The organism is Microcystis sp. MC19 (assembly GCF_003019735.1).
In the GTDB taxonomy this organism is placed as follows: Bacteria; Cyanobacteriota; Cyanobacteriia; order Cyanobacteriales; family Microcystaceae; genus Microcystis.
This window is the reverse complement of record NZ_CP020664.1, coordinates 3,463,070-3,486,553: the sequence shown is the minus strand read 5'-3', so window position 1 is coordinate 3,486,553 and position 23,484 is coordinate 3,463,070. Positions and strand designations below refer to the sequence as shown.

The 23,484-nt window shown below is 43.3% G+C and carries 16 protein-coding genes and 2 pseudogenes; 14 read left to right on the top strand and 4 right to left on the bottom strand.

Translation table 11 applies throughout. The features are described from left to right. Nucleotides 1–141 precede the first annotated feature (141 nt). Nucleotides 142–2,037: an ATP-dependent zinc metalloprotease FtsH gene (gene ftsH / locus B5D77_RS17685; protein ID WP_008203455.1), complete on the top strand. Its 1,896-nt coding sequence runs from the start codon at nt 142–144 to the stop codon at nt 2,035–2,037. Nucleotides 2,038–2,122: 85 nt separating this feature from the next. Here ftsH and B5D77_RS17680 read toward each other — a convergent pair whose 3' ends face one another. After that, nucleotides 2,123–2,911 (bottom strand): response regulator transcription factor, encoded by a 789-nt coding sequence (locus tag B5D77_RS17680; RefSeq protein WP_008203454.1) that lies wholly within the window; start codon nt 2,909–2,911, stop codon nt 2,123–2,125. Nucleotides 2,912–3,396: 485 nt separating this feature from the next. On the opposite strand from B5D77_RS17680, the pseudogene B5D77_RS17675 reads away from it, so the two are divergent. Together B5D77_RS17675 and B5D77_RS17670 are read left to right on the top strand one after the other, a co-directional pair. Then, nucleotides 3,397–4,512 (top strand): annotated as a pseudogene (locus tag B5D77_RS17675) (ISAs1 family transposase). Between the two features lie 2,048 nt (nt 4,513–6,560). Next, the gene (locus B5D77_RS17670; RefSeq protein WP_106909324.1) at nt 6,561–8,030 is read left to right on the top strand and encodes a S8 family serine peptidase; all 1,470 of its coding nucleotides are present in this window, start codon (nt 6,561–6,563) and stop codon (nt 8,028–8,030) included. Nucleotides 8,031–8,146: 116 nt separating this feature from the next. Here B5D77_RS17670 and B5D77_RS17665 read toward each other — a convergent pair whose 3' ends face one another. Continuing rightward, nucleotides 8,147–8,461, bottom strand: a complete 315-nt coding sequence (locus tag B5D77_RS17665) for a DUF3155 domain-containing protein (protein WP_106909323.1) — start codon at nt 8,459–8,461, stop codon at nt 8,147–8,149. Nucleotides 8,462–8,849: 388 nt separating this feature from the next. Here B5D77_RS17665 and B5D77_RS17660 point away from each other — a divergent pair, with 388 nt between their 5' ends. The 5 genes from B5D77_RS17660 to B5D77_RS17640 all read left to right on the top strand — a co-directional run bounded on the left by B5D77_RS17660 (nt 8,850) and on the right by B5D77_RS17640 (nt 15,183). Further along, nucleotides 8,850–10,106 carry a GAF domain-containing sensor histidine kinase gene (locus B5D77_RS17660; RefSeq protein WP_106909322.1) on the top strand — a complete coding sequence of 419 codons (1,257 nt, stop codon included), beginning with the start codon at nt 8,850–8,852 and terminating at the stop codon, nt 10,104–10,106. A gap of 198 nt (nt 10,107–10,304) precedes the next feature. Beyond that, on the top strand, nt 10,305–10,682 hold the full coding sequence (ebsA, locus tag B5D77_RS17655; protein ID WP_008203389.1) for a type IV pilus biogenesis protein EbsA: 378 nt from the start codon (nt 10,305–10,307) through the stop codon (nt 10,680–10,682). 34 nt (nt 10,683–10,716) lie between these two features. Continuing rightward, the gene (locus B5D77_RS17650) at nt 10,717–11,793 is read left to right on the top strand and encodes a phosphotransacetylase family protein (RefSeq protein WP_008203388.1); all 1,077 of its coding nucleotides are present in this window, start codon (nt 10,717–10,719) and stop codon (nt 11,791–11,793) included. Nucleotides 11,794–11,833: 40 nt separating this feature from the next. Then, the gene (locus B5D77_RS17645; protein WP_039900225.1) at nt 11,834–13,648 is read left to right on the top strand and encodes an ABC transporter ATP-binding protein; all 1,815 of its coding nucleotides are present in this window, start codon (nt 11,834–11,836) and stop codon (nt 13,646–13,648) included. Between the two features lie 95 nt (nt 13,649–13,743). Continuing rightward, the gene (locus B5D77_RS17640; protein ID WP_106909321.1) at nt 13,744–15,183 is read left to right on the top strand and encodes an aminotransferase class I/II-fold pyridoxal phosphate-dependent enzyme; all 1,440 of its coding nucleotides are present in this window, start codon (nt 13,744–13,746) and stop codon (nt 15,181–15,183) included. Here the strand turns inward: B5D77_RS17640 and B5D77_RS17635 are convergent. Then, nucleotides 15,175–16,542, bottom strand: a complete 1,368-nt coding sequence (locus B5D77_RS17635) for a serine/threonine-protein kinase (RefSeq protein WP_106909320.1) — start codon at nt 16,540–16,542, stop codon at nt 15,175–15,177. The two genes, B5D77_RS17640 and B5D77_RS17635, sit on opposite strands and share 9 nt — an antisense overlap. A 371-nt stretch (nt 16,543–16,913) precedes the next feature. Between B5D77_RS17635 and B5D77_RS17630 the strand changes: the two genes are divergently transcribed. Genes B5D77_RS17630 through B5D77_RS17610 form a run of 5 tightly spaced genes read left to right on the top strand, consistent with a single transcriptional unit; the run spans nt 16,914 to nt 21,347 of the window. Continuing rightward, entirely contained in the window at nt 16,914–17,444 is a 531-nt protein-coding gene (locus B5D77_RS17630) for a DUF4242 domain-containing protein (RefSeq protein WP_008203377.1), read from the top strand. Nucleotides 17,445–17,456: 12 nt separating this feature from the next. Next, nucleotides 17,457–18,572 carry an acyl-CoA dehydrogenase family protein gene (locus B5D77_RS17625; RefSeq protein WP_106909319.1) on the top strand — a complete coding sequence of 372 codons (1,116 nt, stop codon included), beginning with the start codon at nt 17,457–17,459 and terminating at the stop codon, nt 18,570–18,572. Further along, nucleotides 18,569–19,351, top strand: coding sequence for an ABC transporter ATP-binding protein (locus B5D77_RS17620; RefSeq protein ID WP_002775169.1), 783 nt, complete (start codon nt 18,569–18,571; stop codon nt 19,349–19,351). Before B5D77_RS17625 ends, B5D77_RS17620 begins: the two co-directional genes overlap by 4 nt. 4 nt (nt 19,352–19,355) lie before the next feature. Beyond that, complete coding sequence (locus tag B5D77_RS17615; RefSeq protein ID WP_106909318.1) at nt 19,356–20,564, top strand: ABC transporter substrate-binding protein; 1,209 nt, start codon at nt 19,356–19,358, stop codon at nt 20,562–20,564. 12 nt (nt 20,565–20,576) lie between these two features. Continuing rightward, nucleotides 20,577–21,347, top strand: a complete 771-nt coding sequence (locus tag B5D77_RS17610) for an ABC transporter permease (RefSeq protein ID WP_106909317.1) — start codon at nt 20,577–20,579, stop codon at nt 21,345–21,347. Nucleotides 21,348–21,401: 54 nt separating this feature from the next. Here B5D77_RS17610 and B5D77_RS17605 read toward each other — a convergent pair whose 3' ends face one another. After that, nucleotides 21,402–21,755, bottom strand: a complete 354-nt coding sequence (locus B5D77_RS17605) for a hypothetical protein (RefSeq protein WP_008203368.1) — start codon at nt 21,753–21,755, stop codon at nt 21,402–21,404. A gap of 411 nt (nt 21,756–22,166) precedes the next feature. On the opposite strand from B5D77_RS17605, the pseudogene B5D77_RS17595 reads away from it, so the two are divergent. Further along, a pseudogene (locus tag B5D77_RS17595) lies at nt 22,167–23,415 on the top strand (RNA-guided endonuclease InsQ/TnpB family protein). Nucleotides 23,416–23,484: the final 69 nt, after the last annotated feature.

Genomic DNA, 23,484 nt, shown 5'->3' with positions numbered 1-23,484 from the left:
ACCACCTAGCTAAATATAGTATAGCAAAAAACCGTCATCACTATTTCCCCTCAGGGTCGTGCCTGGGGGAAAACAGAACAGTGGTCACGATCGAGTCGATCTGTCACAATGAATACAGGGTAACTAGATATAGAGTCAATTATGGATCAAAAATCTCCGCTCACCGTAGTTAGAGCCAACTCAGCTAAGAATCGTGGTAATCGGCAAGTATGGAAAGGGATTGTCAGCACTTGGATGATTCTGCAAACCTTTGGCCATGTCACTCCTGCTTGGAGTCAAAAAAACCCAAATACCCTCACCTACGGTGAATTGTTAGAGAAGATTGACCAAGGCAAGGTAAAAAAGGTGGAAATCAATCCTTCTTTGCAGCAGGCAGCAGTTACCCTCGTCGGTCAAACGGATAAGGATCCCCCAAAAGAAGTCAATTTATTTGACCAAAATCCCGAATTAATCAAGAAACTCGATGCTGAAAAAATTGAGTACGGCATTCTCCCCAGCACTGACAATTCGGCCTTGATCAATGTTCTCACTAACCTGTTAGTTATTATTCTCGTCTTGGGATTATTGGTGTTTATTATCCGTCGTTCTGCCAATGCTTCCGGCCAAGCGATGAACTTCGGTAAATCAAGGGCGCGGTTTCAGATGGAGGCGAAAACCGGCATAGAATTTAATGATGTGGCGGGGGTGGATGAGGCCAAGGAAGATTTACAGGAAGTGGTGACATTCCTCAAACAACCGGAAAAATTTACGGCTATTGGCGCAAAAATCCCGAAAGGAGTCCTGTTAATCGGGCCACCTGGGACGGGGAAAACTTTACTGGCTAAAGCGATCGCAGGAGAGGCGGGAGTGCCTTTTTTCAGCATCTCCGGGTCGGAATTCGTGGAGATGTTCGTCGGGGTTGGTGCGTCGCGAGTGCGAGATCTGTTCCGAAAAGCCCAGGAAAATGCCCCTTGTTTGGTGTTTATCGATGAAATTGATGCCGTTGGTCGTCAAAGGGGGATCGGTTATGGGGGAGGTAATGATGAACGGGAACAAACCCTGAACCAATTATTGACGGAAATGGACGGTTTTGAGGGAAATACTGGCATTATCGTCATTGCCGCCACCAACAGGCCTGATGTTTTGGATTCGGCCTTGCTGCGTCCGGGTCGTTTTGACCGACAGGTGGTGGTGGATTATCCAGATTCTAAGGGACGTTTGGCCATTTTAGAGGTCCATTCTCGCGATAAAAAGGTGGCTGCCGATGTGGCGTTGGCGGCGATCGCCCGTCGCACCCCCGGTTTTACCGGGGCAGATTTGGCTAATATGCTCAACGAAGCGGCGATTTTTACCGCTAGAAGGCGCAAAGAGGCCATTACCATGGAGGAAGTCAACGATGCCATCGACCGGATTGTGGCCGGTATGGAAGGGCGCGCTTTAGTCGATAGTAAAGCCAAGCGTTTGATCGCCTATCACGAAGTCGGCCATGCGATTGTCGCTAGTCTCTGTCCCGGCCACGATCAGGTGGAAAAAGTCACCCTGATTCCCCGGGGTCAAGCGCAGGGGTTAACTTGGTTCACTCCCGATGAAGAACAGGGTTTAACCAGTCGTTCCCAGTTATTAGCCCGAATTGCGGGATTATTAGGGGGAAGAGTGGCGGAGGAATGTATCTTCGGTGAGGATGAAGTGACCACCGGTGCCAGTAGTGATATTGAAAAAATTACCTATCTGGCCCGACAGATGGTAACGCGTCTGGGAATGTCGGAATTGGGATTAATTGCCCTAGAGGAGGAGGGCAATTCCTATCTCGGTGCTGCTGGTGCCGGTTATCATGCCGACCATTCTTTTGCGATGATGGCGAAAATTGATGCACAAGTAAGGGAAATTGTCAAGCAATGCCACGATTTAGCAACAAAAATTATCCTTGACAATCGTGGGGCGATTGATCGCTTGGTGGATATACTGATTGAACAGGAAACCATTGACGGCGACGAATTTCGGCGTTTATTGACGGAATTTCAGCGACAAGCGGATCGGTCAATGGTGACTACGGTTTAACTGGCCCTTCGTCTCCTCGCTTCGATTCAGTGGTTAGGAGACGATTTCCGCCAAAAATCTGCTCATTGGTCGGACAAAGCCAAAATTAACGACTAACATTGTGAGCGGGAATTTTACTCATGGAATGACCGTTATGATTGCCTTTGGTGGGGGCAATAATATTAGCTTCTAAAGCTGAATTGATCTCGGCCAACATTTCTAGATTGAAACGATAGCCGACGTTGCGGACGGTTTGAATTAAATTAGGTTGTCTGGGATCAGTTTCGATTTTTTTCCGCAAAGACAGAACATGAGTATCAATTGTCCGGGGATTATCGATTTCCTCGGGCCAGGCGCGACGCAGTAAATCAGCTCTTGATAGGGGTGTTCCCTCCGCTTGGGCTAAAACGTAGAGTAGGCTAAACTCTTGGGGCGTTAATTCGATATACTCCCCGCGAAATTGTACCCGTCGTTGGGCTAAATCTATTTTTAATTCCCCATAATCCAAGTGTAGGGGAGCTGCCCCACCGCGTAAACGACGGGTTAACACTTCCACCCTAGCCATAAATTCTTGCATTCCAAAGGGCTTTCTCAGGTAGTCGTCGGCCCCGGCTTTTAAACCATTGACCACATCTTTTTCGCTATTACGGGCCGAGAGAATCAGGATTAAAGACTGTTTTTGTTGATCAAGCCAACGGCAGAGTTCGATTCCATCCCCATCTGGCAAGTCGGAATCGATAATTGCTAAGGTTGGTTGACGATGAAGGAAAGCTTGACGCGCACTTTGCAGGGTTGCCGATTGGTTAACAAAATAACCGGCCTGTTGCAGATGCCAAGCTAATAGTGATCGCAAGTGCGGGTTGCCCTCAACAATAGAAATATAGATCGATACCACCTGAGTTTCTGCCCCATTACTGCACAGATTGACACATTGTCAGGGTATCAGAATTAATGTCAAGATGTTGTAACAATCGTAACATTCGTTAGCCGTCAGACTTCGGCGTGAGCTTTTGTCGAACGCTTTTTTCTCCCTGCTCGCATCTCCCGTCTCCCCTTCTCCGCTTCTCCCCTTCTCCCCTTCTCCCCACTTCATCATTCATTCATCATTCATAAGTAAGTAGGTGGGTGGAATTAAATATAAAATGAACGTAGGTTGGGTTGAAGCATGAAACCCAACACCCGCATGGGTTACGCTACCGCTAACCCATCCTACAAATAATTGTGCCTACCTACTTAGCTGGTTATAATTAAATTAAAAATGGATTTGAGGTTCGATACCCCCTTGATCCTAGGGCTGTTTCATTCTCCCATCAGAATATCAAAAGTAAAAGCGATCACTATCTTTGTAAAATGAGAAGTGACCGCCAACCTTTCAAATATATGTTGAGCTTAATAGAAAAACTGAAACAAGTCAAGGACTTTCGGAAAGATCAAGGAAAAAGACACCCTTTATGGATAGTATTAGTAGTAATAATACTGGGAACAATGCTAGGATACTCAGGTTATAGAGAGCTAGGAGAGTTTGCTAAAAATAACTTGCCCTGAGCCAAGTCGAAGGGTCGGCATAGGCTCAGTCAAGAATTTAACATAATTCCAGAAAGAGTCCCATCTTATTCAACAATTAGAAGGGTAATGATGGGAGTTGAGTGGCAGATTTTGTTAAAAATGTTTAATGAATGGGCATTAGAAGAATATGGACAAAGAGATGATATAAATTGGCTAGGCATAGATGGAAAAAGTCTCAAAAACACCCTAAAGAATCCTAATGATGAACAACAAAATTTTATTATGTTTGTCTCATTGTTTAGTCAAGAAAGTGGCTTAGTATTACACTTAAAAAGAATCGAAAACAAAAAAGGGTCTGAAATCGAGGAACGTCAAGCTATAATCAAGCATTGCTCTCTCCAAAATAAAGTTTTTACTGGCGATGCTTTACATTGTCAGAAAAAAACAATCAGCTTAATAGCCAAGAGTAAAAATGATTATGTTATCACCGTTAAAGGAAATCAGAAAAATCTTTATCAGCGAATACAAGACCTGAGTAATTCCTCAAAGCCAGAAAGGTGCTTTCTCGAACAAGATAATAGTCATGGACGAAAAATATCAAGAAAAATAGAAGTTTTTAAAGTGAGTAAAAATGAAAGACAAGGGTTTGAAAATCTACGAAGAGTTATTAAAGTAGAAAGAAGGGGTAGTCGCGGGGATAAAACGTATGAAGAAACAGCTTACTATATCAGTAGCCTAACTGAATCCGCTCAAGTATTTGCTAAAATTATTCGAGGACACTGGAAAATAGAAAATCAGTTACATTGGGTAAAAGATGTAATTTTTGAGGAAGATAAAAGCGAGATAAGTGATTTTCAAGCGGCCAGCAATTGGTCAATTCTCACAACCATAGGATTGAATCTTTTCAGAGGTTTGGGTTTTCTCTCAATAACAGAGGGACAGAGGTGGTTAGCTGAACGTTGGGAAAAACTGATAGTTTTATCGACGTAAGAAGCAGAAAAATTAGCTAAATTAACAGGATGTACTCTCAGACAATTTCAAGAGAGATAAGCTTTTAGTGTCTTGGGAACAAGCTTTATCACTTTATTCATAATAAATATTGGCAGAGGATTAAAGATTAGTTATTGTGACTAATTCTTTTGGTTAGAAAAAGATAAACTTGAGAATCTTCAGTCAAATTTATTGACTTAAAATCAGCTGTACTTAATTTAAATGAAACAGCCCTACCCTTGATAAGGGGGGTGCCGATAGGCGGGTGGATCTGATAATTTTTAACGCCTACCTACTTAATTCATCATTCCCTCTCCCATCACCCCTTCTCCCCACTTGATAATTCATAATTCATAATTCATAATTCATAATTCATAATTCATAATTCATAATTCATAATTCATAATTCATAATTCATAATTCATAATTCATAATTCATAATTCCTAATTCCTAATTCCTAATTCCTAATTCCTAATTCCTAATTCCTAATTCCTAATTCCTAATTCCTAATTCCTAATTCCTAATTCCTAATTCCTAATTCATAATTCCTAATTCCTAATTCCTAATTCCTAATTCCTAATTCCTAATTCCTAATTCCTAATTCCTAATTCCTAATTCCTAATTCCTAATTCCTAATTCCTAATTCCTAATTCCTAATTCCTAATTCCTAATTCCTAATTCCTAATTCCTAATTCCTAATTCCTAATTCCTAATTCCTAATTCCTAATTCCTAATTCCTAATTCCTAATTCCTAATTCATAATTCATAATTCATAATTCATAATTCATAATTCATAATTCATAATTCATAATTCATAATTCATAATTCATAATTCATAATTCATAATTCATAATTCATAATTCATAATTCATAATTCATAATTCATAATTCATAATTCATAATTCATAATTCATAATTCATAATTCATAATTCATAATTCATAATTCATAATTCATAATTCATAATTCATAATTCATAATTCATAATTCATAATTCATAATTCATAATTCATAATTCATAATTCATAATTCATAATTCATAATTCATAATTCATAATTCATAATTCATAATTCATAATTCATAATTCATAATTCATAATTCATAATTCATAATTCATAATTCATAATTCATAATTCATAATTCATAATTCATAATTCATAATTCATAATTCATAATTCATAATTCATAATTCATAATTCATAATTCATAATTCATAATTCATAATTCCTAATTCCTAATTCCTAATTCCTAATTCCTAATTCATAATTCATAATTCCTAATTCCTAATTCCTAATTCCTAATTCCTAATTCCTAATTCCTAATTCCTAATTCCTAATTCCTAATTCCTAATTCCTAATTCCTAATTCCTAATTCCTAATTCCTAATTCCTAATTCATAATTCCTAATTCCTAATTCCTAATTCCTAATTCCTAATTCCTAATTCCTAATTCCTAATTCCTAATTCCTAATTCCTAATTCCTAATTCCTAATTCCTAATTCCTAATTCCTAATTCCTAATTCCTAATTCCTAATTCCTAATTCCTAATTCCTAATTCCTAATTCCTAATTCCTAATTCATAATTCATAATTCATAATTCATAATTCATAATTCATAATTCCTAATTCCTAATTCCTAATTCATAATTCATAATTCCTAATTCCTAATTCATAATTCATAATTCATAATTCCTAATTCCTAATTCCTAATTCCTAATTCCTAATTCCTAATTCCTAATTCCTAATTCATAATTCATAATTCATAATTCCTAATTCATAATTCATAATTCCTAATTCATAATTCATAATTCCCCGAAACCGTCTTGACTATCGAACCTCATTCAAGGTATTCTGGGGAATAAGATCAGAAGGTGATGGAATTCAGATTTGAATTGGCGTGCAAACTAGGATCGGACAGTAATGCAATTCAGATGTGAATTGGCCTACTTTTTTGGAGACTTACCCAAAAGCTGACAAATGTTGTCTGTCTGATCAGAGCTTCTTGATGGTTCTCGCCACCATTTAACCATTAAAAAACGACCAGAACACCATGATAGATAACTTTACCGCCAACGACCTCTATAACTGTATAGATAGTCTAGATTACTCAGATTTTCAGAAATTCCTAGCGGGGAATAAGTCATCAATTTTTCCCAGCATAGCCACTAATCGAGCCACATCTCTTTTCAAAGAAGAAGTAGCGAGCTTTAATCTTACTGCCTTAGATAACGCCGGCAATACCTTAGAAATGGCCTGTGATATCACCATTGGAGCAACTGCCACCAGCTACAGTGATTTCGCTGGTTCTGCAGACACCAATGATTATTATCATTTTAGTTTAGGAACCAGTAGCAACTTTAGCCTCAATTTAACGGGATTAAGTGCCGATGCCGATGTGTCCTTGTTAAATAGTAGTGGCGGTGTGATTACTAGCTCCACTAATCGCGGTAACAGCAGTGAGAGTATTACTCGTCAGCTGAATGGGGGTACTTACTATATCCGGGTTTATCCCCACAGTGGCAGCACCAACTATAACTTAACCCTGTCTGCGACCACAGCCCCAGTTGTACCCGGATATAGTGCCACTTCAGGATACGGTTTAGTTAATGCTGCGAGAGCCGTCGCTGGAGCCTTGAATGAAAGTCCTTTTGCCAATGTTCCCACTTTTGGTGGTGCTAATGACTGGGGGGTTAACTTAGTTAATGCACCCGAAGCTTGGGCAAGAGGTTATACAGGACAGGGAATCGTCGTTGCTGTACTAGATACAGGAGTTGACCGCAATCATGCCGACTTAGCGGCCAATATTTGGACGAATGCGGGCGAAATTGCCAATGATGGTCTTGATAACGATGGCAACGGTTACGTTGATGACGTTTATGGCTGGAACTTTGCCAATGGTAATAATAACACTTTAGATGGCAACCGCCATGGTACTCATGTGGCGGGAACCATTGCTGCTGCTAATAATGGTTTCGGAGCCACTGGTGTGGCCTACAATTCCAGAATTATGCCGGTGAAAGTTTTGAGCGATTCTGGTAGTGGCAGCTCTAGTGGCGTTGCCCAAGGAATTCGCTACGCCGTGGACAACGGTGCTGATGTGATTAATATGAGTTTGGGCGGTGGTAGCACTAACAGTCAGATTCAAGCAGCCCTCCAGTATGCCAGCAGTCGCGGTGTGATCGTGGTTATGGCCGCCGGTAATGCGGGGGCAGCTCAACCCAGTTATCCCGCTTCCAATGCTACCTCTTGGGGTCTTGCCGTAGGTGCCGTTAACAGTTCTAACCAGATGGCTTCCTTCTCCAATCGTGCTGGCTCCAATTCTTCGATGAGCTATGTCACCGCTCCAGGCGTACAAGTGTATTCTACTCTCCCTAATGGTGGCTATGGTTTCTTGAGTGGAACCTCCATGGCAGCACCCCATGTGGCCGGAGTGGTGACCTTAATGTTGAGTGCCAATCCGAATCTGACCGATGCTCAAGTACGTCAAATTATTACTGCCACAGCAGGTAATGTCGCCTAAAACTTGGCTGTTTTTTGGCCTCAGATAGCTGATTCTTGGCTCTCAGACAAAAAAAAACTCGTTTACTTTTCTGTAAACGAGTTCACTTTCCATGATACTATTAATAGTCCTGTGAATTATTTGGCAACTGCTACCGATGCTTTGACGGGCTGGGGCTGCAGGTCGCGCAAACTTGGGAAGAGGAAGTGGTTTTCCTCCACATATTGCGCTCCAAACAGTCCTTTTTCAGCCCAGAAATAGCGATCGGTTGTATGCTCGTTACGCTTAACAATCAATAAAGCTGGTGGGCTAATGCCTATAGCTTGAATATACTTACGCGCCGCAGTTACGGGTTTATCTTCGCCACTTTCAATACTATACTGGGGTACAAGTTCAAGTATCTTACGTCCTTCTTGACGACGGCGACTTTTACGTTTCCGTTTTCTGGCCAACCCAATTACCTCCTGTTTTGGCTAATCGTTGTAATGATAGTTACAAAAGCCGTAGCGATTATATCCGTTCTAGACCGAGAAATCAAGTGTCTCTCACAAACCCAATTACAAACAAGTTTGACTAGAAGCTAGACTGGGACTGTGTTTAAGTTTGTGTCACAAAAACACTGCCCCCAATCCCGATACAAAACTTATTATTCTTAAACTTTTTTTAATATATACCCTGAGCCACCCCTAAAATAGTGATCAAACCCTTGCCCTAATTGCTTTTTACTGGCTGCACCCCACCCAAGAGGATGGCCATTGTCTCCCCTGTCAACTGGGAAATAAAACTCGCAACCCTAGCTTGATCAAGGTTTTCTGATTTTTTACTTTTTACTTTCTTAGTATGCCCTTCTCCTCCCCCTCCCGGACTCCCCTGAGTGATGATTTTATTGCCCTCTGTCAGGCACAGATGGAACTTTTGCGGGAGCAAATGGAAGCAGACAGAAGTGCGGTTTATTTAACTGAACCTTTATCGAGTAATTTAATCCCAGTTGTTGTTTATCCGCCTTTTAATTCCCCTTCTCCCCAAAAAAAGCGGCTTTCCTTGCAACCAGGCCCATCGGCGGCAGACCTGTTAACTGCGGTTAAGTTAGAAGATTTATCCCACCTCTGGAGTAATCAGGAGACCGTCAGCGGTCATCGCTTGTTTTTACCCTTAATGTATGAAGAGGGCATGATCGGATTATTGGTGACAACCAGAGAAAAACGACCTTGGCAAAGTTGGGAATTAACCCAGATGGAAAAAATCACCCAAACCCTCGCTTTAGCCTGTGTACTCGATCGCCAATTAGGAGAAGAACGTTATTATCGACAATGGCAACGTCAGCGCCTCGATACCTTTCTCCATCAAATCCGCAATCCCCTCACCGCTTTAAAAACCTTTGGTAAACTTCTGCTCAAAAGGCTTTTGGCCGAAGAAGGTAACGATCCCGCCATTACCGGTATGCTGAGGGAAAGCGATCGAGTTCGGGACTTAATCGCCGGATTTGAGGCCCAAATTCAGCAAGAAAGCGAAAATTACCCCACCGTCGATATTCCTCTCCTGCAAGCGCAATCTTCCCCCACCACCTTTCTCTTGCCTGCTGGCAGCACTCAGCTAACTCCGATCGATCTCCATGAGCTTCTCGATCCGTTGCTCCTTTCGGCCCAGGCCGTAGCTAAAGAGAGAAATCTCAGTCTAGAAAGGATTCACGGGGAAGATATACCACTTATTCGTGCCAATATCCCCAGTTTGCGGGAAGTATTCAGCAATTTAATTGATAATGCCCTCAAATATACTCCTGCCGGCGGAAAAGTCACCGTCGAGGTCAAAAATGTTAAGAATAGTGTAGAAATTGTTTTTAAAGACACGGGTTATGGTATTCCGAGGAGCGATCAAGAAAGAATTTTTCAACGTCACTACCGGGGAGTGCAAGCGGGGGGAGATATACCCGGTACGGGGTTGGGTTTAGCGATCGCCAAAGAATTAATGACTGGCATGGGGGGGACGATTGAATTTATCAGTCCCAATCCCGAGCCAACAAGTTCTCCCTACCCCGGGACGGTTTTTCGGGTTCGTCTGCCGGTTATGGCCAATGATAACCTCAGTATAGAGGGGTGATCTGGCCCGTAAATTTTGCCTATGTTCCCGCTCGGGAGATTCCGGGGGCGATCGGTTAAAATAGATGGAAAATATCAGTGTTACTGGTAACGTAGCTAGAGACAATTAATTACACACATCTAACTACCTCTTGCCTTTTGCCCCTTGCATGAGTGCCGATCCTAACCAAGAAGTTAATTTTGTCCTATTACTTAAATTATGCCAACTATCGAACAATTAGAACCCGCTAATAAGGCTGATGTGGTAGTATATATGCCCTACTATGCCAAGGACAAACATAGTATCCTGCCCTATGCGATCGCTTTGTATCAAGCTGGCTCTTTAGAAGGTCGTCGTCACATAGAAAGCGGTCAAGGGATTCCCTTTGTGGCCTCTTGGTATGTATCAAAATTGCCCTCGGAATTGACCCGTTGTCGTTTACAATTTGAAGGACAGGCCGACCTAAGCTATGAGATGACAATTATTAACGCCGAGTTGGTGGAATATCTGATCGATGCGATTAAAACCTTTAAGCAGCTAGGTTCGGCCGACTTTTCGCAGGGATTTTATCGGAAACTCCTGCGATTTGAGGAATGAAAGTCGGGATTTTACGGGTTAAAAGGAGCAAATCGTGGCGAAATCAGCCAAATCTATACTTATCTCTTCCCTGGAACCCCTCAGTGGTAAATCGGGAACTGTCGTCGGTTTAGCGCATCTCTTGCGACAAAAAGGACTAGAGATAAGTTATGGCAAACCAGTGGGCAATTGTCCGGGCTACGTCGATGGGCAATTGGTCGATGAGGATGTAGAATTTATTCGGCAATTACTAGAATTATCCCCCGAACAGCTGCGTTTACCGGTGATTTACACAGATGTGGATTCCGTTGCTAAACGCCTACAGGGTGCAGATAAACAGGACTACGGCAATGTTCTTGCCGGCTATCTCGATCGAGTTAACAGTGATATTACCCTCCTCGAAGGGCCAGGGACTCTCTGGGAAGGCAGTATTTTTCAGTTATCCATGGGGGAGATGGCCAAAATTCTCCAGACTCCGATCCTATTGGTGGCTCGCTATAGTTCTCCCCTGATGGCCGAGAGTCTGCTGAAAGCAAGAGAGGAATTAAATAATCGGCTGCTGGGGGTGGTCATTAGTGATATCCCTGCGGATGATTGGGAGGAAGTACAATCTCTCCTGAAACCCTATCTGATCAGCCAAGGTGTGGAGGTTTTAGGACTGTTACCCGCTAGTAAACTAATGCGTAGTATTAGTGTTCGGGAAATTGTCCATCTTTTGGGGGCTAAAGTATTATGTCGGCCCGATCGTTTAGATTGGATGGTAGAAAGTCTAGCGATCGGGGCAATGAATGTCAACGCCGCTTTAGAATATTTTCGTAAGGGGGAAAATATGGCCGTGATTACGGGCGGCGATCGCACAGATCTACAGTTAGCTGCCCTAGAAACTTCTACCACCTGTTTAATCTTAACCGGTTCCATCTCTCCGGATCCCCTGATTCTAGGCCGGGCCGAGGATTTAGAAGTACCGATTCTCTCGGTAAATTTAGATACTCTCACCACCGTGGAAATCGTCGATCGGGCCTTCGGGAAGATTCGCTTACAGGAACAGGTAAAGGTCGCTTGTATTCGAGAATTAATGGAGGAACATTTCCAGATTGATCGCCTGTTAGAAAAGTTAACAATAGGGGCGTAATTTCTCCCCGGCTGCCGAGAATTTCATGGGAAATCCCTTCATGACTCCATCATCCCCGCCTGTGTCCCCTCCGGTCAAAGAAAATGACTGGAGATTATTATTGAAACTACTTCCCTACGCAAAAAAGCAAAAAGCTCTGCTATTTTGGTCATTAATACTTCTTTTTCCCCTATCTCTCACGGGGGCGATTCAACCCTTAATTATCGGTCAAGCGGTCTCCCTTTTGCAAAAGGAACAAACTTGGAATTTTTTGGCTCAAATGCCCTTAACCGCAGCCATTAATACCCTAATTATTATCCTCTCGGCTGCGATTACTTTACGGCTGATTTTAGGGACAATACAAGGTTATCTGGTGCAGAAAGTCGGTCAGTCAATTACCGCTAATGTCCGGGAAGATTTATTTAGCCATGTTACTTCCCTTTCCTCTAGTTTTTTTGATCGCTCTCCCGTGGGACGTTTAGTCACCCGTTTAACCAGCGATGTGGAAGCATTAGGAGAAGTTTTTGCCAGTGGTGCGATCGGAGTTGTCAGTGATTTAGTCTATATTTTAGTTATCATCATCACCATGTTTACCCTGCAATGGCAATTAGCTCTATTGTTGGTGTTGATGTTATTTCCCGTCACCGCTCTAATTATCTTTTTTCAAAAACAATACCGCAGTGCTAACTATCAAGTACGCGAGCAATTATCAAAACTTAATGCCCAATTACAGGAAAATGTAGTCGGAGTTAATATTGTTCAATTATTTCGCCGGGAACGCTTTAATGCTGAAATATTTCGCTCTACCAATACTCACTATCGGCAATCCCTAGATAAAACAATTTTTTATGATTCGGCCGTCTCAGCTACTTTGGAATGGATCGGATTAATTGCCGTGGCAGGAGTATTATGGTTAGGCGGTATTTTTATTCTCCAGAAAACCATTGATTTTGGGGTTTTATCAGCTTTTATTTTATTCTCCCAGCGTCTCTTTAATCCTCTGCGTCAGTTTGCGGAAAAATTTACCATGTTTCAAGCGGGTTTTACTGCTATTGAACGCATTGGTGAATTAATTAGTATTCCCATTGAAATCAAAGATTATAAAAATTATCAGGAGATTTCCTTCCTAGAAAAACGTCAGACTGGTGAGATTATTTTTGAAAATGTTTGGTTTGGTTATAAACCGGATGAATATATTATCAAAGGTCTCAATTTTACCATTCATCCGGGGGAAAAAGTCGCCTTAGTCGGTCCCACCGGTGCAGGAAAAAGTTCGATTATTCGTCTTCTCTGTCGTCTCTATGAACCAAGTAAGGGCAGAATTCTAGTGGATGGTATCGATATCCGTTATCTTCCCCAAGCAGAATTAAGACGTTATATCGGTGTCATTCTCCAAGAAACTTTTCTCTTTGCCGGAGATGTGACTCGCAATATTACCCTAGGGGAAAATTATGATTTTGAGCAAGTTAAGGCAGCGGCTAAATCAACTAATATCGCTCACTTTATCGAGGAGTTACCCAATGGTTATCATACCCTTTTACGAGAACGGGGCGCAAATTTGTCGGGAGGACAAAAACAATTACTCGCTTTTGCGAGAGTCGCTATTCGTAACCCCGAAATTTTAGTTTTAGATGAAGCTACCGCTAGTTTAGACGTGGGGACAGAAGTATTAATTCAAGAAGCTTTAGAACAGATTTTAGTCGATCGTACCGCTATTATTATCGCCCATCGTCTCTCCACTATTCGCGATGTCGATCGAATTCTTGTGCTGAAACGCGGGGAATTAGTCGAATCGGGAACCCATGAAGATTTATTAACCAAAGACGGCCTCTACGCTAGTTTATATAAACTGCAAATGTTAGGCACAGATAGTTAACAGTGATCAGAATTCAGGAGACTCCGAGACAGGAGATTATTTTTATTTATTCTTCCCACTTCATAATTCATAATTCATAATTCATAATTCCCACAATGCCTTCGCCAGAATCCGCTCCGTTGGTAGCACAACTGCAAAAAAAAGTCAATAGTTTAGATGTACCATTTTATGCGCCAGGGCATAAGCAGGGGGAAGGAATCGGGGAAGATTTAAGTAATTTACTGGGAAAAAGCGTCTTTAAAGCCGATTTACCCGAATTACCCGACCTTGATAATTTGTTTGCTCCGACGGGAGTGATTAAAGAAGCGCAAATTTTAGCAGCCGAGACATTTGGAGCAGATAAAAGCTGGTTTTTGGTCAATGGCTCCAGTTGTGGCATTATTGCGGCGATTTTAGCCACTTGCGGCGAGGGAGATAAAATTATTTTAGCGAGAAATATTCATAAATCGGCAATTTCTGGCTTAATTCTCTCCGGAGCGCAGCCCATCTTTATCAATCCCGAATATAATCCCACTATCGATCTAAATTTAAATATAACCCCCCAATCCCTCGCAAATGCCCTCAAACTCCATCCCGATGCCAAAGCGGTAATGGTAGTCTCTCCCACCTATCAAGGGGTTTGCTGTGACTTAGAAACTATCGCCCAGATTACCAATCATTATTCTATCCCGCTGCTCGTTGATGAGGCTCACGGGTCCCATTTTGCCTTTCATCCCGATTTACCTCCGGCTGCCCTCTCTCTCGGCGCCGATATGGCTATTCAGTCCACCCATAAGGTTTTAGGGGCCTTAACTCAAGCATCGATGTTACACTTAAAAGGCGATCGCATTAGTTCCGAAAAAGTCGATCGAGCCTTACAATTAGTTCAAACCACTAGCCCTAGTTATTTGCTTCTCGCTTCCCTTGATAGTGCTAGAAAGCAAATGGCGACGCAAGGCCTAGATTTACTGAGCAAAACCCTCGATTTAGCCGCTACAGCCCGAAAAGAACTCGATAAAATTCCTAATATCTCTGTTTTAGACTTTCCCCATTCTATCCCGGGTTGTCACTGGTTTGATCGCACTCGTTTAACGGTAATCGTCAAAGATTTTGGCTTAACTGGTTACGAAATAGACGATATTTTGCGAGAAAAATACGCTGTCACGGCAGAATTACCGACTTTCAGCCAACTTACTTTTATTATCTCCATCGGCAATCATCGCGAACACATTAATCGCCTAATTACTGCTTTTCAATCTCTTCAATCCCCTTGCTCTACCAGTTTACCCCCCACTCCTCCTCCAGTCACGGGAAATTTGGCTATTTCTCCTAGAAAGGCTTTTTTTGCCCCTACAGAGATAGTATCCCAGAAAAATGCCCTTGATCGTCTTAGTGCTGATGTTATCTGTCCCTATCCCCCCGGTATTCCCGTTTTGATGCCGGGAGAGTTAATTTCTCAGGAAATCCTCGACTATCTGCAAACTATTTTAGACCTCGGTGGCACGATTACTGGCGGTGGTGATGATAATTTTGAAACTTTCAGGGTTTTAAAATAATCGCAAAATTATCTGATATATTAACCGGAAAAGGGCAGTAATAGCAATGGCTCCGATGGCTGCCATCACGGCAATGATAGCAATTTCAGGAAAATTTAGGCTTCCTTGCAGTTGCGAAAGAAAGAAGATGAAGGTGAGGGTAATTGCTGCTAGAATCGGTAAATCTCTCCCTTCAATCACTTTTTTAAATAATGCCCAAACTAAGCCACCTAAGATGATAAAGGCGATGACAATTCCTGCCGAGGGGACTAAACTATTTAAGGCAATTACCAATAATGTCCCCTCAAACCCTGTAAAGGCAGCATTAGTCAAAGTTTCCCCAAGAGAAAAGCGGGAACTTTTTCTCATCACTGGAGAAGCTGGAGGAGATGGAGGAATCGGGGAAGCTGGAGGAGATGGAGAAGGTGGATTTAAAGTGGTTAAAACTTCTTCACAGGATTGAAATCGATCTCGCGGATTTGCTAGTAACATTTTATTGAATACCCTTGCTAAATCTGCACTGATTTTGGGGACATAATTTTGCCAATTCCAGACCTGTTTTTGCGGATCGTATAGATCATCAGGATCGCGATTAGTTAAGAGCATAACACAGGTAGCTGCTAGGGCATATAAATCCGTGGCTGCCGATACCTGATTGCCTAATTGTTGTTCGGGAGGAGCAAATCCGGCTGAGTAAATTGTTGTGGATTTCTCTTGTGTATTATTGGGATTATTGGTAGCCTGTTTTACTGCCCCAAAATCGAGTAAATAGAGGCGACCATTTTTGGCTCGCATGATGTTAGATGGTTTTATATCCCGGTGAATGGAACCATTTTCATGGATAAATTTGAGGATAATAAGTAATTCTTGGAGAAGGTTTTTAACTTCACTTTCTTGAAAGGGTTTTTGTTGCTCTTGGAGAATTTCTTCTAGGTTTTTACCGTCGATATATTCCTGGGCCAGATAGAAAAATTGCTCTTCTTCTCCCGTTAATTGATTCTTGACTTTTAAAGGGAAAAAAGCATAGAGATCGGGGATTTGGGGATGTTCTCTTCCTAAATCTTCTAAAACCCGCGCTTCTTGAAAAAATAAGTTTTTCGCTTTTTCTAAAGCTTGCGGACTTAAATTACCGGAAGGTTGAAATTGTTTGATTACACATTTAGCTTTTTTGGGACTATAACGATCTACTGCTAAAAATGCCGCCCCAAATCCTCCTTTTCCCAATAGACGTTCCGGCAAATAACGTCCCCCTAAAATTAATGGCATCCCGCAAGCAGTACAATATTTCTGCTCGATCGAGGTTAAAAGATTGCTATCGTCTAGGTCTAGGCACTGATTACGCGGTCTCGGACAGTGGGGACGCGTACAAATAACTTCCATAGTCACCGTTTCCCGTGGTACTGCTCTTAGTTTAGCTACTACCAGCAATTCGGGTTAAAATTTTTGTTCTTGAGAAAGGGTTAAAAAGAGCGTTCGTAGGCCGACACAGATCCCCATTATACTACAAGGTTAGCAGAAATTTTGGAGTTTGTCAAGTCTTTGGCTGAAAAAAATCCAGCCAGATAAGGGCGATTATCGAAAAAATCGGGTCACGCATATCAGCCAAGGCCAGGGTTCTGGCCACGACTTGAGCGAAACGGTCTTGAACCATCCACTCCCGTGTCACCTCGTTTTCAGGCTCTTGAAAATATTGCTTTTTTTTCCCAAAGACAGTAAACTCAAATGTATTGTAAATGTATTTCAGATGAATTATGACTCTATATCTAGTAGAGGATGATCAACAAGAAAGGACAAAAGAAGAGGTGAGCGAGATATTGGAGCGCATTGCCACACTGGCATCAAAATCCCAGGGAGAGTTAATCGAAGCCCTAATCGGTGAAACAGAGGGGCGGTTATTCCTGATTATCAAAGCGATTGATCGCGCCTCCCTCGAACAAGTACTAGAAAACGCTGGGCTAGGTTGGCAACTAATCAAGGAAATGCGCTTGATTGGGCAGGACTTAGCCACTGTGCGAGAGCGCAAAGACAAAGCCAACTATCTAGTACAGTGGAATTTACCCCCGGGGCTAACCATGGAAACTTACCTGCAACGAAAAGCGGAGAAAACCCCCCTTTATGCTCAAGTGCCTGAAGTCAGTTTCGAGCGTACCTATGTTTGCGAAGACTTGAGTAAATGTCTCTGTTTCTACGATAGTCCCGATGAAGCGGCGGTAAAAAGAGCCAGAGAAGTGGTCGGCGCACCTATAGATAGTTTGACCTCGATTGAAAATATTCACCCCTAGGAGAGAACAATGATGCTAGATCGAGGCTCCGAAATCAGTTCTTTTCTGGAAGAAAGAGCCACTGACCTCAACAACGGTACAGCTAATCTCAACGTCGGTTGGGCCCTAACCAAGCTAGGAGAATCGGGCTGGTTCGGCTATGCTATACCTGAAAGCTTAGGAGGCCGGGGTGGCTCCTTATTACAGGCAGTAGAGGCGATCTCCGCTGTGTCCCAATGCTGCCTGACCACCGGTTTTGTTTTCTGGTGTCAGCGCGTCTTCATTCAATATCTGGCCGCCAGTAATAACACTTACCTACAAAACAAAATTCTACCTGCTGTTCTCAAGGGAGAGATAGCCGGAGCGACAGGACTCTCCAACGCCATGAAGTACCTCGGCGGGATCGAGGAGCTGCGTTTACAAGCAAAGATCGAGGGAGAAAACGTCACTGTTAATGGCTTCCTGCCCTGGGCCTCTAACCTCGACTCTAAGGGAGAATTTATAGTGGCCGTTGCCGCTCAAACTACATCGGGAGAAACTCTTATCCTCGCCCTTCCCTCCTTCGCAGAGGGGTTAAAACGGGGTGAAGACCTACAATTATTGGGTTTACAGGCTTCCCGCACCAGTACCCTTGAATTCGAGCGAGTTCAGTTATCTCACGACTGGATTATCAGCTTGGAAGCAGCAAAATTTTTACCCTCAGTCCGCCCCTGTTTCTTGCTGTTACAATGCGGACTGGCCCTTGGCATTACGCGTAAATCCCTTGGGGAGACAGAGAAAAGTTTAGGGGGAAAGGCAGCGGTAGCCAGCGATCGTTATTTCTGCGCCCGGGAGCGTCTGACTCGTCTAGAAAAGACAATCGAGCAATTCAGCACCCTAGAAAGCTTCGATCTCGGACGAACACGCCAACTATTCACCCTCAGAGTGGACATTACCCGGTTAGCGGTGGAATCCGTATGGTTAGAAGCGGAAATTAAGGGAGGAAAAGGCTATTTCCGGAATAGCGACACGGCCCGACGGCTGCGCGAGGTCGCCTTTTTACCGGTGTTAACTCCGAGCCTGATTCAACTGGAAAGAGAGTTACAACGTCAGTCCTCTACCGATAAAATTCTCCCTGGCGAACTCGAGCGAGCGGGGGTGAGGGAATGAGTATCGCCACTGATTACCCCGTCCTCAGCCTAAAAAATCTCCATAAACGCTATAAAACCCGCCATGGCTACCGTACCGTTTTTGAGGATATTAACCTACAGGTGCGCTCCGGTGAGGTGGTTTGTTTGCTTGGGGCCAGTGGTTGCGGTAAATCTACCCTCCTTGCTACCGCCGCTGGTTTGCAAAGTGCCGATGGCGGAGAAATACAATTGCACTCACGACCCCTACAAGCCCCAGACATCCGCAGCTCGATCGTCTTTCAATCCCCCGCCCTTTTACCTTGGTTAACCGTTTGGCAAAACGTGGCTTTTGGTTTGAAATTAAAGCGGATGCCCCGCCTCGATCATCAGCAATTACGCGAAAGGGTTCACACCGCCGTTAAAAGCGTCAAACTAGAGGGCTTCGAGCGTGCCTATCCTCATCAACTATCCGGCGGTATGGCTCAGAGAGTTTCTCTAGCCCGCGTCCTCGCCCGCCGCCCCTCTCTCCTGCTCCTGGATGAGCCGTTTAGCGCCCTCGACGCGATCACCCGTTTCGAGATGCAAAAACTCCTCCTAGAAGTCATAGCTCTCTATAACAGCACGGTTCTCCTCGTTACCCACGACATCGACGAGGCCCTGTTAGTGGCCGATCGAGTTCTTCTCATGGGCCGTCATCCGGTGGGCATCCGCCGAGAATGGACCATCTCGATGGCGAAACCCCGTTTCGAGTCAGCCAAGCTTTTGAGTGATCTACGCCGGTCAATTTTTCAAGAATTAGCCCTTGTCATGACACTGTAAATCTATGAACCTACACGATAATTGTGCTTGTTGCGGCATGAGCCGTCGAGATTTTCTGAAACTTTCGGCACTGTTTACCAGTTCCTTCGGGGCAGCGATCGCCGCCGATAATTGGAATCTCCCCGTTCACGCCAATGCCAAAGATCAGCCTGTGAAAATCGGTTATCTACCGATTACGGATGCCGCCCCCCTATTGGTGGCCCACTCGCGAAAACTTTATCAAGCGGAAGGTTTAACTGCCGAACAACCGCGCCTATTCCGCTCTTGGGCGCAGATTGTTGAGGCCTTTCTCGCTCGGCAGGTGAACGTTATTCACGTTCTTTTTCCCACCTCGATCTGGATTCGTTACGGGCGCAATTTCCCCGCTAAAATCGTCGCTTGGAACCATACCAATGGTTCAGCCCTCACCGTCCTTCCCGATATTGAAAATCCCAGGGAATTGGGAGGTAAAACGATCGCGGTTCCTTTCTGGTATTCGATTCATAATTTGGTCTTGCAACAACTCTTACAACGTAACGGGCTGAAAATAGTTCGCAAAGCCAAGGACGCGCCGATCGCTTCTAACGAGGTTAATCTAGTGGTTCTCCCGCCCCCGGATATGGTATCAGCCCTCGCCAATAAGAGCATCGGCGGTTATATCGTTGCTGAACCTTTCAACGCGGCGGCGGAAAATCTCAAAACCGGTAGGGTTCTCCGTTTCACCGGCGATGTCTGGAAGAATCACGCCTGTTGCGTTGTCTTTGTTCACGAGGAGGATATTAGGCAACGGAAACAATGGACGCAGAGGGTGGTAAACGCCCTCGTTAAAGCCCAACTCTGGTCCCGGAGCAATCGCTCGGAAGTGGCCCGGATTCTCTCTAAAGATGGTGGAAAATATACGCCTCACCCGCTGCCGGTATTGCAACGGGCGCTTACTTACTACGATCGCAATTTCTATAAAAAAGACGGGGCGATCGAGAATCCAGACTGGCAAGTCAACCGGATCGATTTCCAGCCCTATCCTTTCCCTTCCTATACCGAGGAACTGGTACGCTTGCTCAAAACCACTCAGGTGGAAGGAAATACGGATTTTCTCCAAAAACTGCAACCCCGACAGGTGGCCCGGGATCTGGTGGATGACTCTTTTGTCCGTAATGCCTTGCAACAGGTGGGCGGACCGAAAGCTTTCGGCTTACCGAATAATCTCTCCCGCATCGAGACGATCAAATTTTAAAGGTCTGAACCTATGAAGTCACAATCTTTGACCTCCCCGCCAATATCTTTACTACCCTTATGGGGTATCGGTTTTGGATTATTGCTCTGGTGGCTATTTACCAGTCCTCTATGGCACTCAAACCCGATTTTAAATGATTTTTCCCCTGAGCGATCTTTTGTCGCTTTATTACAGCTTTTTGTTGGGGGGGAGATTATGCCCCATATCCTCACCAGTTGCCGCCGGGTTCTTGTGGGCTTGGTTCTCGCTAGTGCCATCGGTGTGCCGTTGGGGGTATTAATCGGGTTGTATCGCTCCCTTGAATCGGCTTTGTCGGCTGTATTTCAATTTCTACGCATGATCTCGCCCCTTTCTTGGATGCCTTTAGCGGTGATGGTTTTGGGAATTGGTGATCTACCGGTGTATTTTTTGCTGACGGTGGCGGCTATCTGGCCGATCCTTCTCAATACGGCTGCCGGGGTTAATGCGGTTGATCGCTCTTGGTTGACTTTAGCCCGCAGTCTCTGTGCTACCCGAGGGGAAACGGTTTTCCAGATTATTCTGCCTGCGATCCTCTCCCATCTCCTAACTGGTTTCCGTTTGGCTATAGGTATTATCTGGATCGTTCTTGTCCCGGCGGAAATGCTGGGGGTTAGTGCGGGTTTGGGTTATTATATTCTCGATACACGCGATCGACTCGCTTATTCAGAGTTGATGGCGGTGATTCTCGTTATTGGCGCGATTGGTTATCTGCTCGATTGGGGTTTGCGTCTGGCTCATCGCTCTTGGACGCATCAAGATTAGCCTATTGGTTCAACTATGGGGGAAGTGGGAAGTGGGAAGTCTTGGCGCTTTTCCTTAGTTGAAAGAGCGGGCCAGACGACTAACCCCAGTATGTAATAACTGTTCCAAACTTTGGCGATCGCTGATGGCTTGAAGATTGATCACAAAACAGGTTAAACCCAGTCCAAAGAGGATAAAAGTGGGGGCCATAACCACACCAATCATCAACCAGGTGGCGACGTGGAGAAACATGGTGACAGCGAACAACAAAGCTAGGGAAGCAATGGGGAAGATTTGACGGGTAGGACGACCGAAATAGAGAAAAAGAACGGTTAAAAGGGTGGTTACTAAGTTAGCGGGTACTAAAAAGGCACAAATCGAGACGCAATAGTTGCGGGAAAATTCAGCGAGGGTATTAAAATCTATCATTAATATTACTTTACAATTGCCTGAGTCTTAGTACTCTCGATTGTAGCGGAAAATTTACATGATCGGGATGAAGGTGACTAAAGGCTGTGGTGCAATAGATTTTCGAGAGGGAGCTAAAACGAGGATCGGGGTTAACCACAGAAACCAAAAACCTACCTAAAGCTTTTTAAAGCTACTCATTTCTGTAGCTAGATAGCTAAAATAAGTAACTTTGGCCACCGATAGATTTTAAGAACGTTATCAGGTATAATCAAGATATGAAGCTAGTTGAACGTCATATTATCAGTCAAAACCATCGGGAGCATCTCATTTATGCAAGTGAGTAATTATACTTATCTATAAAACTGGTTTCTAGCAAGGCTTTCAAAATAGCTTGACATAAAAACCTGATTTAGGGGTTACAAAGGTGAGATGCTCCCAAACCATCCCTTATGGTCAGAAATCGACCATTATGCCTTCTTGTCAAAAAATTTGTTCAATCTAGCTAACTACCATTATCGCCAATATTTCTTTGAAAACTCCCAAAAACTGAGTTTTAATCAACTCTATCATCTGGTATCTAAAACCTCAGATTATTTAGCTTTACCCACGAAACCGAAGCACGCAGATAATCAGAAGATTAGATCAGGCTTGGATTAGTTATTTTGCCGCTTTTAGAGCTTGGAAAAAACACCCTGAAAAATTTTTAGGAAAACCTAAAATTATTAAGTATAAGGACAAAACCAAAGGAAGAAACCTGCTAATATATTCTCAGGAATCAATTTATAAAAAACCTTTAAAAGAAGACCCCCCCAACCCCCCCGACGTCGGGGGGGCAAGGGGGGGTTGTCACTTGTCTATGAGCGACGTAAAATTGACCACTTCCCGAAGAGAAATAATTGAAGTGAGAATTGTCCCCAAAAGTAGCTGTTATGTCATTGAAATAGTCTATGAAAGACGGTCGGAAACCACAGATAAACAAGAGATAGCTGGGATAGATTTAGGAGTTAATAACTTAATGGCTGTAACTACAAATCAAACAGGTGTAGCACCTCTTTTGGTAAATGGCAGACCGTTAAAAGCAATTAACACCTTCTACAACAAACAACGTTCCCGCTTACAATCTCAACTGAAAACCAGAAATAATCAACCCTCATCTAAGAGATTGATATTCCTAACCCATAAACGAAACTGTCGAGTAGAAAATTATCTACACACAGCCAGTAAAAGAGTAATAGATTGGTGTATTATTCATCAAATAGGGACATTAATAATTGGGCATAATGAGCGGATAAAACAATGTCTTAATCTAGGAAAAAGGAATAATCAACAATTTGTTAATATTCCCCATTATAGATTAATAGAAATGTTAACCTACAAAGCTCAATTAAAAGGGATAAAAGTCATAATAACTGAAGAATCCTATACCTCACAATCCAGTGCTTTAGATAGGGATGAGTTACCTAAATATGGTGAAGAAAAACCATTATTTAAGGGAAAAAGGTTAGCTAGGGGACTGTATAAAATGGGAACAAATCAGTTGTTAAATGCCGATGTCAATGGGTCATTTAACATCATTAGAAAAGTAATTCCTGATGTCATTGACCAGGGAATAAAGGGTTTGCCGTTTAATCCTGTAGTGCTTGACCCACTACGAATGACTAAGCTTTCAGGCTTTTAAGTAAGTTTGAGTAAGTTTAGTTGAGCGGTATAGATCCTCCGGTTATAATGAAATCTGGGAAAATGACAC

Coding starts and splice junctions, on each gene's coding strand:
- B5D77_RS17615 (WP_106909318.1), top strand. CDS start 19,356: ATGAACCTACACGATAATTGTGCTTGTTGCGGCATGAGCCGTCGAGAT.
- ftsH (WP_008203455.1), top strand. CDS start 142: ATGGATCAAAAATCTCCGCTCACCGTAGTTAGAGCCAACTCAGCTAAG.
- B5D77_RS17635 (WP_106909320.1), bottom strand. CDS start 16,542: ATGGAAGTTATTTGTACGCGTCCCCACTGTCCGAGACCGCGTAATCAG.
- B5D77_RS17630 (WP_008203377.1), top strand. CDS start 16,914: ATGACTCTATATCTAGTAGAGGATGATCAACAAGAAAGGACAAAAGAA.
- B5D77_RS17660 (WP_106909322.1), top strand. CDS start 8,850: ATGCCCTTCTCCTCCCCCTCCCGGACTCCCCTGAGTGATGATTTTATT.
- B5D77_RS17640 (WP_106909321.1), top strand. CDS start 13,744: ATGCCTTCGCCAGAATCCGCTCCGTTGGTAGCACAACTGCAAAAAAAA.
- B5D77_RS17620 (WP_002775169.1), top strand. CDS start 18,569: ATGAGTATCGCCACTGATTACCCCGTCCTCAGCCTAAAAAATCTCCAT.
- B5D77_RS17605 (WP_008203368.1), bottom strand. CDS start 21,755: ATGATAGATTTTAATACCCTCGCTGAATTTTCCCGCAACTATTGCGTC.
- ebsA (WP_008203389.1), top strand. CDS start 10,305: ATGCCAACTATCGAACAATTAGAACCCGCTAATAAGGCTGATGTGGTA.
- B5D77_RS17645 (WP_039900225.1), top strand. CDS start 11,834: ATGACTCCATCATCCCCGCCTGTGTCCCCTCCGGTCAAAGAAAATGAC.
- B5D77_RS17610 (WP_106909317.1), top strand. CDS start 20,577: ATGAAGTCACAATCTTTGACCTCCCCGCCAATATCTTTACTACCCTTA.
- B5D77_RS17625 (WP_106909319.1), top strand. CDS start 17,457: ATGCTAGATCGAGGCTCCGAAATCAGTTCTTTTCTGGAAGAAAGAGCC.
- B5D77_RS17670 (WP_106909324.1), top strand. CDS start 6,561: ATGATAGATAACTTTACCGCCAACGACCTCTATAACTGTATAGATAGT.